This window comes from Aminobacter sp. SR38 (assembly GCF_014843375.1).
GTDB lineage: Bacteria > Pseudomonadota > Alphaproteobacteria > Rhizobiales > Rhizobiaceae > Aminobacter > Aminobacter ciceronei.
On record NZ_CP062112.1, the window covers coordinates 4346410 to 4361313 of the forward strand.

At 64.1% G+C, this 14904-nt stretch carries 17 protein-coding genes; 2 read left to right on the top strand and 15 right to left on the bottom strand.

Annotated features, from left to right (window positions below):
• Window positions 1-4 precede the first annotated feature (4 nt).
• Window positions 5-1204, bottom strand: a complete 1200-nt coding sequence (locus IG197_RS21240; RefSeq protein WP_192314860.1) for an amidase — start codon at window positions 1202-1204, stop codon at window positions 5-7.
• A gap of 549 nt (window positions 1205-1753) precedes the next feature.
• Between IG197_RS21240 and odc2 the strand changes: the two genes are divergently transcribed.
• Both odc2 and IG197_RS21250 read left to right on the top strand, forming a co-directional pair.
• The gene (gene odc2, locus IG197_RS21245; RefSeq protein WP_154386463.1) at window positions 1754-2887 is read left to right on the top strand and encodes an ornithine/lysine decarboxylase; all 1134 of its coding nucleotides are present in this window, start codon (window positions 1754-1756) and stop codon (window positions 2885-2887) included.
• Between the two features lie 116 nt (window positions 2888-3003).
• Window positions 3004-3645, top strand: coding sequence for a GNAT family N-acetyltransferase (locus IG197_RS21250; RefSeq protein WP_192314863.1), 642 nt, complete (start codon window positions 3004-3006; stop codon window positions 3643-3645).
• An 849-nt stretch (window positions 3646-4494) separates the two neighbouring features.
• On the opposite strand, the gene IG197_RS21255 is transcribed toward IG197_RS21250, so the two are convergent.
• From IG197_RS21255 to IG197_RS21320, 14 genes are all read right to left on the bottom strand, one after another.
• Complete coding sequence (locus tag IG197_RS21255) at window positions 4495-4812, bottom strand: hypothetical protein (RefSeq protein WP_192314866.1); 318 nt, start codon at window positions 4810-4812, stop codon at window positions 4495-4497.
• A gap of 150 nt (window positions 4813-4962) precedes the next feature.
• Window positions 4963-5322, bottom strand: a complete 360-nt coding sequence (locus IG197_RS21260) for an SCP2 sterol-binding domain-containing protein (RefSeq protein WP_256441222.1) — start codon at window positions 5320-5322, stop codon at window positions 4963-4965.
• Window positions 5323-5432: 110 nt separating this feature from the next.
• Window positions 5433-5972, bottom strand: coding sequence for a hypothetical protein (locus tag IG197_RS21265; RefSeq protein ID WP_192314871.1), 540 nt, complete (start codon window positions 5970-5972; stop codon window positions 5433-5435).
• A complete protein-coding gene (locus IG197_RS21270) occupies window positions 5969-6379 on the bottom strand; it encodes a hypothetical protein (protein WP_154386460.1) in 411 nt (136 codons plus the stop codon). Before IG197_RS21270 ends, IG197_RS21265 begins: the two co-directional genes overlap by 4 nt.
• Window positions 6380-6389: 10 nt before the next feature.
• A complete protein-coding gene (locus tag IG197_RS21275) occupies window positions 6390-6944 on the bottom strand; it encodes a rod-binding protein (RefSeq protein WP_192314873.1) in 555 nt (184 codons plus the stop codon).
• A gap of 62 nt (window positions 6945-7006) precedes the next feature.
• Window positions 7007-7396, bottom strand: a complete 390-nt coding sequence (locus tag IG197_RS21280) for a hypothetical protein (RefSeq protein WP_067958490.1) — start codon at window positions 7394-7396, stop codon at window positions 7007-7009.
• Window positions 7397-7399: 3 nt separating this feature from the next.
• Window positions 7400-8152, bottom strand: a complete 753-nt coding sequence (gene fliR / locus IG197_RS21285) for a flagellar biosynthetic protein FliR (RefSeq protein WP_192314875.1) — start codon at window positions 8150-8152, stop codon at window positions 7400-7402.
• On the bottom strand, window positions 8149-10239 hold the full coding sequence (flhA, locus tag IG197_RS21290; protein ID WP_067958496.1) for a flagellar biosynthesis protein FlhA: 2091 nt from the start codon (window positions 10237-10239) through the stop codon (window positions 8149-8151). The genes fliR and flhA overlap by 4 nt, the downstream gene beginning before the upstream one ends.
• A 220-nt stretch (window positions 10240-10459) precedes the next feature.
• Window positions 10460-12103, bottom strand: a complete 1644-nt coding sequence (locus IG197_RS21295; protein ID WP_154386457.1) for an MFS transporter — start codon at window positions 12101-12103, stop codon at window positions 10460-10462.
• A gap of 269 nt (window positions 12104-12372) precedes the next feature.
• The gene (gene fliQ / locus IG197_RS21300; RefSeq protein WP_067958500.1) at window positions 12373-12639 is read right to left on the bottom strand and encodes a flagellar biosynthesis protein FliQ; all 267 of its coding nucleotides are present in this window, start codon (window positions 12637-12639) and stop codon (window positions 12373-12375) included.
• Window positions 12636-13049 (bottom strand): flagellar hook assembly protein FlgD, encoded by a 414-nt coding sequence (gene flgD, locus IG197_RS21305; RefSeq protein WP_154386456.1) that lies wholly within the window; start codon window positions 13047-13049, stop codon window positions 12636-12638. Before flgD ends, fliQ begins: the two co-directional genes overlap by 4 nt.
• Window positions 13049-13489, bottom strand: coding sequence for a flagellar biosynthesis repressor FlbT (gene flbT, locus IG197_RS21310; protein WP_192314876.1), 441 nt, complete (start codon window positions 13487-13489; stop codon window positions 13049-13051). Before flbT ends, flgD begins: the two co-directional genes overlap by 1 nt.
• A complete protein-coding gene (gene flaF, locus IG197_RS21315) occupies window positions 13486-13833 on the bottom strand; it encodes a flagellar biosynthesis regulator FlaF (protein WP_067958507.1) in 348 nt (115 codons plus the stop codon). Before flaF ends, flbT begins: the two co-directional genes overlap by 4 nt.
• Before the next feature lie 26 nt (window positions 13834-13859).
• Window positions 13860-14903, bottom strand: coding sequence for a flagellar hook-associated family protein (locus IG197_RS21320; RefSeq protein WP_192314878.1), 1044 nt, complete (start codon window positions 14901-14903; stop codon window positions 13860-13862).
• Window position 14904: the final 1 nt, after the last annotated feature.

Below are 14904 nucleotides of genomic sequence, written 5' to 3' on the forward strand. Positions count from 1 at the left end.
GGCATCAGTCCTTTGTGCCGGCAGTGTCGAGCACGCGGCGTCCCAACCGGATCAGCGCGAGATCGCTGCCGGCCGGGCCGAGCAGCGACAGCCCGAACGGCGCGCCGTCGACCGTGCCGATCGGCAGCGTTATCTGGGGGAAGCCCGACAGGCCGGACAGGCAGAGCAGCATCAAAGCGCGCTCGCGATAGGCGAGAAGTTCGTCATGGCTGCCGCTGGCCAGGGGCGCGGCTCCCGGTACCGTCGGCAGGACCAGAATGCCGTCCGTGCCGAGCAGCACGCCCAGCTCCTGGCGAAACGCGTCGCGCCTTTCGATCTCGGCGGCATAGTCTGACGCGGAAATGGTGGCGCCGAACTCAAAACGCTCCTTGACGCCCGGTCCGAGGCCACGATCTCCGGAAGCGATCCAGGCTCCATGCTCTTGCCAGGCCTCGAAGGCCTGGACCTTGCGGAAGCACCAATAGAGCTCGTCTGATGAAAAAGAGAGAGGGCCAGCCTTGGCGATCAGGCCAAGGGCGGTTCCGGCATGCCGGCGCATCCGCTGGTACTCTGCCGCTTCATCCGGGCCGGTCGGCAGGCTGTCGAGCCAGTCGAGCGCCACGGGCCTTTTCAGCTGGCCGCGATGGGCGTCCTCGCCGATGAGCAGCTTCGCCACGGTCTCATAGACGTCGATATCGGGTGCGAACCAGCCGAATGTGTCGAGGCTCGGCGCCAGCTTCATCGCGCCGTCGAGCGAAATCAGCCCATGTGTGGTGCGCAGGCCGATCAGCCCGCAGAAGCTCGCCGGTGCCCGGATCGAGCCGCCGGTGTCGGAGCCTATGGCGATGTCGGCGAGCATGCCGGCGACCGCCGCAGCCGAGCCCGACGACGAACCGCCGGTGACGCGGTCCGGCGCGGCGGGATTGATCGGGTGCGGGAAGTGCGCGTTCTGGCCCATCAGCGAGAAGGCAAGTTCGTCGGTCTGGGTCTTGCCGACGAATCGCGCGCCGGCATCAAGCAGGATCTGTATCGCAGGCGCGGTTCTTGTGGCTGTTTCGGCGCTTGCAGCCTTTGCCGGGTTGCCGCAGCCGGTTTTGTAGCCGGCGACGTCATAGATATCCTTGACTGCCAGCCGAAGCCTCGCCAAAGACCCGGTTTCCGCATTTAAAACAGGTGCTTGCGGCACATCGAGAAAAGCGTTGAAGCGGTCGGATGTGCCGGTCATCGTTCGAAGCCTGTTTACGATGTCTCCAACATTGTTCGATGTTTGAATTTTTTCAACCCGCCATGAGATTTTAATTGATTGTGACGGTGACGAGCCATATATCCGCGCTTGCCCAAAGTCGCACGTGCCTGTGGGTGTCCGCCGATCCCTCGAATGGCGAGGAAATCGGTAAGGTAACTGGAGCTAACCCCTCCAGTCGATTTGGCGGCCAACCGCAAAATCGAGGACACCTTGAAGCAACGACGGTGCGGGCCTTTCTGGTTCTCTTCCGGCTGTCCAAAAGCCGGGGTTACTGAAGAGGCACACCTTCATTGCCGGCAGTGCGGAACGGGTCTTCCCATTTCCAAGCCAAGGCAGACAAAGCGAACCGAAGCCGGGCTGGCTCAGGTTCATCGCCGCGTGAAGCGCATTTGTGGTTCCAGGGTCTCCACAGGCTGGATCCATCAAATAGCGGTCATGTCTTTGTCCACCGTGGGATTCCGCGGCCGGGAACGGCCGTCCCGCAGCTTGATGATTTTTGCGCGGCAGGACCGCGCGATGGAGAGACCTATGGCCACTCAGCGCATCCTCGACTTCCTCGCCACCCGACGTCCGTCCGGCCCTTGCCTGGTCGTCGACCTCGATGTCGTGCGCGACAATTTCCGCGCCTTCGAGAAGGCGATGCCTGAGTCCAAGGTCTACTACGCTGTCAAGGCAAACCCGGCGCCTGAGATCCTGCGCCTGCTCGCCGGCATGGGCTCGTCCTTCGACACCGCTTCGGTCGCCGAAATCGAGATGGCTATGGATGCCGGCGCCCCGGCCGAGCGCATCTCCTTCGGCAACACCATCAAGAAGGAGCGTGACATCGCACGTGCCTTCGAACTCGGCATCCGCCTGTTCGCCGTCGACTCTGTCGAAGAGGTCGAGAAGGTGGCGCGTGCCGCTCCCGGCTCCCGCGTGTTCTGCCGCGTGCTCACCGACGGCGAAGGCGCCGAATGGCCGCTGTCGCGCAAGTTCGGCTGTGTGCCCGCAATGGCCGTCGACGTGCTGCGCGTTGCCAAGTCGCTCGGCCTCGATGCCTTTGGCGTGTCGTTCCATGTCGGCTCGCAGCAGACCGACCTGACGGCCTGGGATCGTGCGCTTGCTGACGCCAAGAAGGTGTTCGCCAAGCTCGCCGAAGAAGGCATCATGCTCGGCATGGTCAACATGGGCGGCGGCTTCCCGACGCGCTACCTGCGCGACGTGCCGGCGGCCCAGGCCTATGGCCAGGCGATCTTCGAGGCGCTGTCCAAGCACTTCGGCAACAACATCCCGGAGACCATCATCGAGCCGGGTCGCGGCATGGTCGGTAACGCCGGCGTCATCAAGTCGGAAGTCGTGCTGATCTCCAAGAAGGCCGACAACGACAATGTGCGCTGGGTGTTCCTCGACATCGGCAAGTTCGGCGGTCTCGCCGAGACGATGGACGAGGCGATCCGCTACCCGATCGTGACTGACCGCGACGGCGACGAGGTGGCACCTTGCGTGCTCGCCGGCCCAACCTGCGACTCGGCCGACGTGATGTATGAAAAGACACCGTACCCGCTGCCCCTGTCGCTGACCATCGGCGACGAGGTGCTGATCGAGGGTACCGGCGCCTACACCACGACCTACTCGTCTGTCGCCTTCAACGGCTTCGAGCCTCTCCGATCCTACGTGATCTGACGGCTCGAAACGGCGCCTGGCGCCGGAGCCGTTCAGATCACCCCGGCGGGCGTGCCTCTGCACGCCCGATTGGGTTCGCTTGTGGAACAGATCTCCGCTCGTGAAGGATCGCGGAAATGAACGTTGAAGAAATTGCCAAAATCTTGCCCGACATCGTGATCGTGGCTGAAACCCGGGCCGACATCGCCGCGCGCGAGGTACTGCTTGACCGTGCCATGGGCCCGAAGCGGCGCAAGAAGTCGTCGGAGAAGCTGCGCCGCGGTCGCCGCCCATCCGAGGGCCTGGCGCTGGTCGCGCGCGATGCCAAGGGCTCGGTCGTTGGCACCGTGCGGCTGTGGGACGTGCGGCTGGGCGAGGGCGGTCCTGCTGCGCTGCTGCTCGGCCCGCTCGCCGTCGATCCGGCGGCAAAGGGCGCCGGCATCGGCTCGGCGCTGATGCGCCTGGCTATCGCCGAAGCCTCCCGCCTTGGCCACCGCGTCATCCTGCTCGTTGGCGACGCGCCATACTATGCGCGTTTCGGCTTCTCCGCCGCGAAGACCGGCCAGCTTGCCATGCCCGGCCCCTATGAGCGCGACCGCTTCCTCGCGCTGGAACTCGTTTCCGGTGCGCTCGACGGCGCCAAAGGCGTGCTCAAGGCGGCCGGGCGCAAGCTCGGCGCCCCGGCGCGCAGGGCGGACTCGACGTTCGGTAAGGGCGGTGCGGGATCGGAAAACGCGGGCGTGTCCTTTGCGCGTCCGACGGGCCGTGCCGCACTCTAGCTGGAGTGTCCGCCGGGCTGCCTGAGGTGAGCCGGAACGCGTTATCTCCAGGCCGAAATACGGCCTGGCGCAGCCGGGAAACAGGTCGGCGACGGCGTTCTCTCCTTGACGCAGGCGATTGACGGCTGCGGCGATTGCGGCAACAGCGAGGGCCGCTGTTGGCTTGTGGTGTGCTCGTCACTCAACTCGACTGCCGAGACAAGGTAGCCGCAGCCCGACAGCGGCATAACGCAAGCCATGACCATTGCCACTGCTGTAAGGCGGTTTCGACGCACTTTCGACTCCACGTCGGCTATGGGACGGGCAAAGCGCCGTGCCTCGACGAGGCACGGCGCCGTCGCTCACTGGTTGGTGGTGTAGTACTGGTCGCCGCCACGGTGTGGCCGCCGCCTGTCGTCGCAATCGGAATGCCGCGGGCGACCATATTCCTGGGTGCAGAAGATCGGCTCCGAGAATGGCGGGCGTGGCGCACGGCGTGGGCGTGGCGGCATTGGCGGCACAGGTGGGCGGGGGTGATAGCGCGGCTGATCTCCGCCATGACGCGGCGGATACCACGTGTAGTCGTCGCCATGGCGCGGCGGGTAGCGAGTGTATCGCCGCCGTGGCGCGGCGGATAGCGCGTGTCGTCCCAGCGCGGCGGGCCGTAGCGATCGTCCACGCAGCCTGCAAGCGTAAGCACGCTCAGGGTCGCAGCCAGGGCAATCAGTCGATTTCGATTCACAGGACACTCCGGCTGGAATTGACCGGGGCGATGTGGGCTTCAATTGTTGTGGGGACATTACCGGGCCGCCGGGGTCGGACCTTTGTCCCTCACGAATGAGAAAGGCCGGGTGAGCCCGGCCCTTGCAGTCAGTCGTTGGAGAAGCGGCGCGGTCGCGGCCGGTCGATGCAATCGGGCGACGGCGTCGTTGCCGGTCCGCCTCGGCAGTCGAGCGGTTCACTGCTGGGACGCGGCGGCGGGCCATGCCTGGGGTATTCGCGCGGCACATCCCATTTGCGCGGCCCGCGCGGGCCATCCCAGCTACGGGGCCCGCCTCTGGGGGCGTCCCAGCTGCGCGGCCCGTGCCTGGGACCGTCCCAGTCGCGGCCATAGTGGTCGTCCACGCAGCCGGCGAGGGCGACGACGCACAGGGTCGCGGCCAATGCGGCCAGTCGATTTCGGGTCATATGATACTCCACGTCGCAAAATCGTCCCTGGCGAGCGATGTGGACCACGTGCATTACGGTTGCATTGCGTGTGTGCCGGAAGTGCGTGGGTTGCATAGAAAAAGCCCGGCGTCACCGCCGGGCTTTTCCAATTCCGATGGTCTTGTCGGCTTAGAGCAGCTGGCTCAGGCCCATGGCCACCGACATGTCGCCCTCGACCTTGATCTTGCCGGTCATGAACGCCATCGTCGGGTTGAGCTCGCCTGCGATCAGCGACTCGAGATCGTCGAGCGACAGCCTGATGGTGCAGTCGGCCGGGCCGTCGGTCGTCGACAGGGTGGTGCCATCGATGACGATGACGCCGTCGCTGCCGGTGTCGAACTTGATCGAGCGGCCAAAGCCGGCGCTCTCCACCTTCGCCTTGATCTTGTCTGCGACTGCCTGAATGCTCATGGCTCTCTCCTGGTCTTTCCTGAAAGGCGCTTTGCGCCCGGCCTCCCCGGACCAATCCGGACGAGCCGGCCATGTCACAGGACTGCAATTCCTATAACTGGCATCTTACGTTTACGTCAACGTAGAATTGGCTGGCGATGGTCACGCGACGCGGCGCGAAAGGCAGCCAAATTGGCTGCCTTTCGGGTTCAATGTGCTTTGGCCGGGCTTGCTTCGGCTGGCTTTGCCGCTTCGGCCTCTGCTGCGGCAGCAGCCGATTCACGCTGGCGCACGGCATTGTCGCGGACATCGTCGGGGGTCAGGAAGTCGATCTGCTCGACCATTACCTCGTGGATCAGCTTCGAACCGACACGGGCGTTGATGGCGTCGCGGATGCCGTTGCGAAAGCCGTCCAGATCGAGCTTCTCATATGCGGTGAAGTCGATCTGCGGATTGCCGTAGAGATAGGAATAGACCTGATCGACAAGCAGCGAGGCCATCGGCACCGATAGCTTGCCGACTTCCTTGGGTTCGACCGTGTACACGAGGCGCGTCAGGAAATAGCCGTGCACGCGCTCACCTTTGAGCAACGGCACCGAAATGACGTCGGTCTTGACATAGTCGAGACCGCCGAGCAGCGGCATCTGCTCTTCGGTCGCCGGCAGGTTGGCGGCGGCCTGGAACGAATAGAAGACCGAGCCGAGGGTCACGGCGACAATCCACAGCGCCGCCGCGATGAACTTGATCACCGCGCCCACCCGAATTCGTTTGCCGAATAGGTGCCGTCCGCTTCGGAGCGCTGGATGGCGTCGCGGAGCAGGGAGGCGACTTCACTGACGGCGCTGAGATGAGCGAGGATCGCACGTTCATTGGCGACGAGCTTGTCGCGCAGGCGTTCGACACCGACCTTGAGCTCGCTCGGGTAGTCGCCCTCGACCAGGCCCTTGGTGGCGCGGGTCAGTTCGTAGAGATAGCGGCTCTTGCGGGCGTTCGATGCCTTGATGTCGAAATGGACGTCGGTGCGGATCGCAGCGGTCTCTTCTTCGACCGCATCCTCGATCCGGCTGATGATGGCCGCGACGTTGCCCGGGCGGGCAGCGTCGATGAGATCGGCCGTCACCGGCAGGTTCGTCCTGTATTCGGAGAGATCCGACATATCTTATCCTCTACGATTTTGTGTCAGTGGCGGAGGCGGCATCGTCGCTTCCCAGCGAGCGCACCATCTTCCGCTGCAATTCCTGAATGAGCGCAGTGGCCTGGCTCATTTGTTCATCGAGTGCCGCCTTTTCAGGCCCGCTAGCGACGCCGCTGACCGGCACCACCTGCTCGTCCTTGATGTAGTGGTCGCGCATAACGGTCTTGGCGATACCGATGCCGCCGGCTTCGGCGGTCTGGTTGGCGAGATGCTCGGCCATCATCGACTTCCACATGTCGCCGGCCATGCCCTTGCCGTACACGCTTTCGGTGTTCTTCGGCATCATGTTGCCGATGAAGGTTTGCAGGACCATTGCCTCGAACTTCTTCATCGACGCATCGGCCGGGGTCTTGTCCGGCTGGCGCGTGACACCGCCGGTGACGGCGGCTTCGGTGAGCGAAAATGTTCCGGCCGGGGCCGCGCTGGCGGTCCGGTTGGCAAGCGCCGCGCGCGCAGCCTGGATGCCTGATGGCTCGACGGCCTTGGCTACATCCAGAATGATGTCGCTGGGTGGGGAGATGGCCAAAGCGGCTCGCCTTTCCGGGTTTACGTTACTGCTGATTGTGGAGGGTCAAGCTTGCGGCAACCTTACTTGTCTTCAGCCGACTTTCTTTCAATGATTTCGAGACGTTCGCGGTCGGCGCTGTCACGCTCATCCTGACGGCGGACCTCGCGGTAGGCGCGCTCGACCATGTTGGTGCGGGCGGTGGCAGTGGCGATCTTGCCGACCTCGACATTGGCGAGGCCGAGATTGAGCTGCTTCTTGTCGATCGCCTCCTTGATGCGGCGATGGTAGAGCTCAGGGAACAGCTGGGAGATGCCTTCGGTGCTGTCGAAGCTGTCCGACAGCGATTGCGCCTCGGCTTCGGCGGCAATCGCATTGGCGACAAAACCGGCATGGCGCGTCTCGTGCAGCGCCTTGAGCTGCTCCTGCACGGCTACCAGCTTCTTCAGGCGATCCCTGCGCGACGCGGCCATTCCTTACCTTCCCACGGTGACGTCGACGAAGCCGTCGGCAAACAGGCTGAGCATGGTGGCGATGCCGAAATACATCAACACCAGGCCACCGGCGACGACGAAGGGCAGCGAGATGAAGTAGACCGGGATCTGCGGCGTCAGCTTGTTGACGAAGCCGATCGTCAGGTTGATCAGGATGGCATAGGCGACGAAGGGGCTGCCCAGCCTCAGCACCACCATGAAGCTTTCCGACAGCGTGTCGGTGACGTCGACGAGGGCTGCCTGCGGATTGAAGAACATGTTGACCGGCGCGACCTGGTAGGAGGCGACCAGTGCGCGGATGATCTCGTGGTGGAAATTGAAGGCAAACAGCAGGATCAGCGCCGCGATCGAGATGATCGAGGCAAGCGCTGCCTGGGGCTCGTTTTCCTCGATCGCGTGGCCGCCGACACCGCCGAAGCCGATCAGCATGGCGATCGCCGAGCCCATGAACATCAGCGCCAGGATGTAGAGCCTGGCCATCAGCCCGATCAGGCCGCCGATCAGAAGCTCGGATGCGATCATCGGCATCAGCACGCCGGGACGAGCGTCGACGAACGGGAAGATCTGGTCCCAGAGGTGGATCAGCAGCCCGCCGGTGGCGGCGACGGCGACGAACAGCCTGACATGCATCGGTACGCGCACGCTGGAGATTCCGGGCATCAGCATGAAACAGGCGCCGATGCGACAGAAGGCCAGGAACGCCGCAAGGACCATGCCTTGCGCGGCGGCATTCATGAGACGGTACCGAGCACGCGCAGTTCGACGCCCTTGGCGATCTCGACATGGCTGAGCACCGGCAGGGTCGGAAACAGCCTTTCGATGATCATGCGGACATAGGGACGTGCGTCGGGTGCGGTGACGATCACGAAACGCTCACCGGTTTCGAGATGCGTGCGGATCGCCTTGGAGGCTTCCTGGCCGAATTCCTCGAGCTGGCGCGGATCGATGTCGAACTCGCGCACTTCGCCCTTGGCGTCGCGCTTGAGGCTCTGGTGGAAAGCGAGATCCCAGCGGTTGCCGAGGCGCAGCACCTTGAGCACGCCGCCTTCGCTCAAGTCGCCGCAGATCTGCTGCGCCATGCGGATTCGGACGTGCTCGACGATCTGCTCGGTGCGGCGGACATGCGGCGAGATCTCGGCGATTGCCTCGATGATGAGGTGCAGGTTGCGGATCGAGACGCGCTCGGCGAGCAGAAGCTTGAGCACCGCCTGCAGGCCGGGATAGGTGATGTGCGAGGTGCAGATCTCGTCGGCGAGCTTGCGGTATTCGGGGTCCTGGCGCTCGAGCAGCGCCTTCATGTCCTTGTAGGACAGGAGCTGCGGCAGGTTGTTGCGGATCACCTCGGAGAGATGGGTGAGCAGCACCGACATGTTGTCGGCGAAGGTGAACTGCTCGCGCTTCAGGTCCTCGGCGAAGGAATCGAGCACCGAGAAGGCGCGCATACCGAAAGCCGGTTCGCGCACTTCCTCGCCCGGAATGTCTGGCAGATCCCGCGAGCCGAGCAGCACCATGATTTCGCCGACGCGCATCTGGTATTCGGCGACGACGGTGCCGTGCACCTTGATCTGGTAGCTCTTGGGCGGAATCGAGAAGTCGTCGGTCATGCGCACTTCCGGCACGACGAAGCCGTACTGGGTGGCGAACTTCTTGCGCATCTTCGACATGCGGAAGGCGAGTTCCTGATGGGTAGCGAGCAGGCGCGTCGACAGCTGCTTGCCGATCAGCAGCTCGATCTCGGCGGTGGCGAGCGATGCCTTGACCGAGTTCTTTTCCTCTTCGACCTTGTCGGCCTCGACCTGCTCCCTTTCAGCGTCGACCTCGGCCATGCGGCGCTTGTGCTGCATCGGGATGAAGTAGCCGAGTGCTGCCATGGCAACGGCAAGCGAGAGGAACGGCAACATCGGCAGACCGGGCACGAGCGAGAGCAGAAACAGCAGGCCGGCGGCGACATAGAGCGCGCGTGGATAGGCGCCGAGCTGGCCGAACACCGCCTGGTCGGCCGATCCACGGGTGCCGCCCTTGGAGACGAGCAGGCCGGCGGCGAGCGAGACGATGAGCGCCGGGATCTGGGTGACGAGGCCGTCGCCCACCGACAGCTTGATGAACACGTCAGCGGCTTCGCCCATGCCCATGTCGTGGCGGAAATAGCCGATGGCGATACCACCGACGATGTTGATGGCGGTGATCATCAGGCCGGCGATGGCGTCGCCTCGGACGAATTTCGAGGCACCGTCCATCGAGCCGAAGAAGGAGCTTTCTTCTTCCAGTTCGCGGCGGCGCAACTGCGCTGTCTTGTCGTCGATCATGCCGGCCGACAGGTCGGCGTCGATCGACATCTGCTTGCCGGGAATGGCGTCGAGGGTGAAGCGGGCGCCGACTTCGGCGATACGCGTCGCACCCTTGGTGATGACGATGAAGTTCACCACGATCAGAATCAGGAACACGATCAGGCCGATGACGAAGTCGCCGGACATGACGAGGTTCGAGAAGCCCGAAATGACGTAGCCGGCGGCATGCGTGCCTTCATTGCCATGCGACAGAATCATGCGCGTGGTGGCGATGTTGAGCGACAGGCGCAGCATCGTGGCGATCAGCAGGATGGTCGGGAACGACGAGAAGTCGAGCGGGCGCTGGATCCACAGCGCGACCATCAGGATCAGCACCGAAATGGCGATCGAGAAGGCAAGGCCGACGTCGATCAGGAAGGCCGGGATCGGCAGGAACAGGACGGCGAGGATGATGACGATGCCGACGGCGAAAAAGACGTCGCGTCCGTTCCTGGCTGGAACGCCTGCGCCTGAAATGGTTTCGCTGATCGCCATTGATGCTTCCGATCGAATCCCGCCGCGCGCCAATGCCACGGCTTCCTGACCCTATTGCGCCAAGCTTGCGCGAGGGTGGGAGGCAGGCGAAAAGATGCGGCAGCTGGCACGCAACGGAGCTTCGACGGGCGCCTTTTTATGCCAATCTTCGGCGTCGAAGGACCGCGCGATGGAGCTGGCAAGGAGGGCAGGCTTCGCGACGGTCGCTGCGGCCTTACGCCTAATGCAGCTCGATATGCCCCTTGTGACTGCCGAGGGCTGCCGCCAGGCTGGTGGGGCGTTCGATCAGGCGGTGGACGCGGGGTGGCTGGGGGCCGCTGTGCAAGGCGCGCAGCTTGTCGCCGATGACGGCGTCGGCGTGGGTGGCGCGCTGGTTGTGGCGGATGTATTCGAGCCAGGTCGGGGTGTGGTAGGTTTCGACCCAGATCTCGGGGTTTTCAAGGTCGCGCGCCAGCACCCAGTTGCGGGCGCCGTCACGGCGGCGGACACGGCGGCGCTCGGTCATGGCGTCGAGGAAGGCCGGTACATCTTCTTCGCGGATGATGAATTCGATCGAGATGACGATGGGCCCCGAACGCGGCCGGACGTCGAGCGCCAGGTGTGGTTCGCGGAAGCGGTTGAGCGGGTCGAGGTTGAGCGCTGTGTGCTCGGGCAGCGGCAGCAGGAAGCCGATCGCCGCACCGACCAGCATGACGATGCCGGCAACGATCAGGGCGGTGGCCGCGCCGTTGCTTTCGGCGACGAGACCCCAGATCCAACTGCCCAGCGCCATGCCGCCGAAGGTTGCCATCTGGTAGATCGACAGCGCCCGGCCGACGACCCAGCGTGGGGTCGACATCTGCACGGTGATGTTGAAGTGCGAAAGCGCAAGCACCCAGCAGGCGCCGCCGACGAGCAGGCCGGCCGAGGTGAGCCAGGCATTGGAGCTGAAGGCGGCGATCCAGCTGCAGAGGGCGAAGCCGAGAAAGGCCGAGCGCACGATTGTTTCGCTCGTCATGCTGCTGCGGATGCGGCCGCTGATCAGCGCGCCGCCGACCGCGCCGACACCGAAGGCGCCGAGCATGATGCCGTAGGTCAGCGGGCCGCCGGCGACGAGGTCGCGGGCAACCAGCGGCAGCAGTGCCTGGATGACGACGGCGGTGAAGCCGAAGGCGAAGCTGCGCAGCAGCACCTTGCCGATGTTGGGCGACATGGCGACGTAGCGCAGGCCTGCACCCATGGCCTGGCCGAGCGTTTCGCGTGGCAGCGGGTTTGCCGGATATTGCGGGCGCCAGCGAAACAGTACGAAGATGATGGCGAAGTAGCTCAGCGTGTTGACGGCGAAGGCGGCCGCAGCACCTGCGGTGGCGACGATGATGCCGCCGATGGCCGGGCCGACGCTGCGCGTCATGTTGAAGCCCATCGAGTTGAGCGCGACGGCCGCCGGCATCACCGTGCGAGGCACCATGTCGCCGACGGAGGCCTGCCAGGACGGGTTGTTAAGTGCGGTGCCGCAACCGATGAGGAAGGTGAAGGTGAGCAGCAGCCAGGGCGTGATCAGGCCGAGATAGGCAAACAGCGTCAGCGCCGCCGAGACGGCGAACATGAAGCACTGCGCGGTCAGCATGACGCGGCGGCGGTCGTAGCTGTCGGCGAGTGCGCCCGACGCGAGCGAAAACAGCATGATCGGCAGGGAGATCGAGGCCTGGACCAGCGCCACCATGTCGGACGAGGTGGCGATCGAGGTCATCAACCAGGCGGCTCCGACAGACTGGATCAGACTGCCGAAATTCGAAGCCAGGCTGGCGAACCAGACGGAACGGAAAATGCCGTGCTTGAAGGGCGCGAGCGCCGAACCTTGCTCGTACTGGTGGTCGTCGTCCATGCGCCAAGCCGGCTGAGCCGGGTGCCCTCGTGTGATTTGCCGCTACGGCGCCAAGCCTCCTTCGGGAGGCGCAAAGGACGCCGTGGCCCTCCTGTGGATGCACGACCTGCTCGGGGAATCGATTTCGATCATGCAGGAATGACTAGACCATGATCGGCTGGCCGGGTGAACCCATTTGTACGATGCCGGCATGGTCCAGTGGCGGCGCGGCTAAGGTCCACAGGGACGGTCTCAGGTCGCGGTGCGCGAACAGGCTTGCCACGCAGCCATCAGAAGCCGTTTTCGATGCGCTCGAAGATGACGTTGGTGAAGCTGGAAATCTGGGCGCCGATAAACGGGCCGGTCAGCGCCACCACCAGGAAGATGGCGACGATCTTGGGCACGAAGGTGAGCGTGATTTCCTGGATCTGGGTCAGGGCCTGGATCAGGGCGATGCCGACGCCAACCAGCATGGCTGCCGCCACCGCGGGCGCGGAGGCAGTCAGCACCGTCCAGATGGCGAACTGGACAAGGTCGAGGGCATCGGCTTCGTTCACGCGGCAGCCTTGACCTTGACGCCCGCGACGACCGCGACGGTCTTGCCGTCGGACAGCACGGCGGTGACGCCGTCCTTGGCGAGACGGACCTCGGTGACCGTGCCCGACGTCTTGCCGTCGGCCGAAGTGATGTTGCGGCCGATCAGGGCGTCTGCCTGGGCGAGCGCCGAGGACTGCAGGATCTGGTCGAGGCGCGCATTCATCTGCACCGACTGCTCGACCTGCGAGAAGGTGGCGAGCTGCGCCACATATTCGGTCGATTCCATCGGCTTGGTCGGGTCCTGGTTCTTCATCTGCGCCATGAGCAGCTTGAGGAAGGACTGGTAGTCGACCTGCGTCTTGGAGCCGGTCGACTTGTTGGCGCCGGTGTTGGAGCCGACAGGCGGCGTCACGGAGAAATCGATGGGCATCAGAATCTGCCTCCGGCTGCGCGGGCGGGTTGCACCGTTTCGGTCTCTTCGCCGGCGATGATGCGCTGTTCGAGTGGATAGAGGGAGCGGATGGTCTTCAGCGCCTCGTAGACATGATCCTCGGCAACGAGGCGGTCGACATGCTTCAGGCTGGAGAGTATTTCCGCATTGTCGAAGGTGGCGAGCAGCAGCGGCAGCGAGCGGCGGAACATGTCGCGCGCCTGGACCGCGCCGATCGGATCGACCAGCATGACCTGCAGGATGAAGTAGAGCTGGCGCAGCGGCGTCGAGGCCTGCTCGGGTTGCAGCACATGGCTTTCGAGCAGGAACTGCACGTCGTTGAGCAGTTCGAGCGAGACCTTGCGGTCGGCGCGCACCACGGCACCGTTGATGTAGATCTTCTCGTTGGCCTTCAGCGAGATCTTGAGCGTGTTTTTCATTGGATGCCGTCGCGGATGATTTGCGAGACCTCGATCAGGCCCTCGAAGCTTTCGGAGCGGCCCTGGCGGATGTCTTCCGACTCGCGCAGCAGCCACAGGCCGATGGAAATGAGGTTGGCGCGGAGCTCCTTGGGGAGGGCATTCTCGGGGTTGCCGAGATCGTCCATCAGGGAGGTCCAGACGCGGTTGGTGAAGTTCAGCGCGGCGATCGCCTCGTTGGAATTGGCTCCGGCTTCGCTGGCCTTTATCAGCATGTCGATCGAGCGGCTGAGAAGCTGACGTTCTCGATCCCGCGCATCGGCGACGGAGTCGGTCTGAATGTCGGCATAGGAGAATTGATACATATGCGTCCCGTTTGTTGCCGTTCAGGTCAGAGGTAATTCATCAGGCTGAGCTTCTGGATACGTGCCGTCAATGCGTAGGATCTCTCGATCATCGAGATCAGGTCGCTGACGCGTGTCGCCGCCTTTTCGGGGTTGACGCCCTCGGTGTTGATGATGTGGCGCTCGAACAGATCCATCTGCATCTTGATGCGATCGGTGGCGTTGGTGACGCGCTGCTCGATGATACCGGTCTGCGATTCCAGCTGGCCTATGTCGCTGATGGCGGTGCCGATGATCGACACGGCGCGGGTGACCAGCGCGCCGCGGGCCGCAGCGCCCACATTGGAATCGAGCAGGTCGCTGACCATGGCGGCGGCCATGGCGACCTTACGGATGCCGGCATTGTTGGCGCTGACCGAGGACTCGGTGGTTTCGTTGAGCGTGATGCGGCTGGTGATGCCCTGGTCGGTGGCATTGGAGAAATTGGCCTGCCAGCCGGCGCCGAGGAACATCGGCTCGACGACCGAGGTCATGAAGGTGTCCATCTGGGTGGCCGAGATGGACTGCGCCGCCGGATCGTTCTGCGTGAAGCCGAAATGTGTCTGGAAGGCAGTGTCGAATGCCGCCTTGGCCGGCGAGCCGGCCTTGAATTCGTTGATCGGCTTGACGTCGGTGTTGGTGCCGGCAAACAGATATTCGCCGTTGAGGCTGGTGTTGAGCACCGAGGTCAACGTGTCGAGCGTGCCGCGCGCCGCCTTCTGGGTCAGCGCGTAGGCGGCATCACCGGAGGAACTGCTGGTCAGGCTGGCAAGGAAGGTCTGTGCGGCCTTGCCGACCTCGTTGAGCGACTTCTGCGTCGCTGACAGGCGCGACGACACCAGGCCGTTGCTGTCGACAATGCCATCGAGGCGCTCGAGGTCGCGATGGAGCGTGACCGACTGCGCGGTGCGGGCGCCAAGCGCCAAGCCGGTGTCGGCGACAAAGCCGGAGCTGGCCTCCTTCTGCGCCTTGATGAGCTCGGACTGCTGGCGCAGCATCGAGTAGCGCAGGGCGCTGGTGACCGCGGAGGAGGAGACGAACGTCGCTTTCATC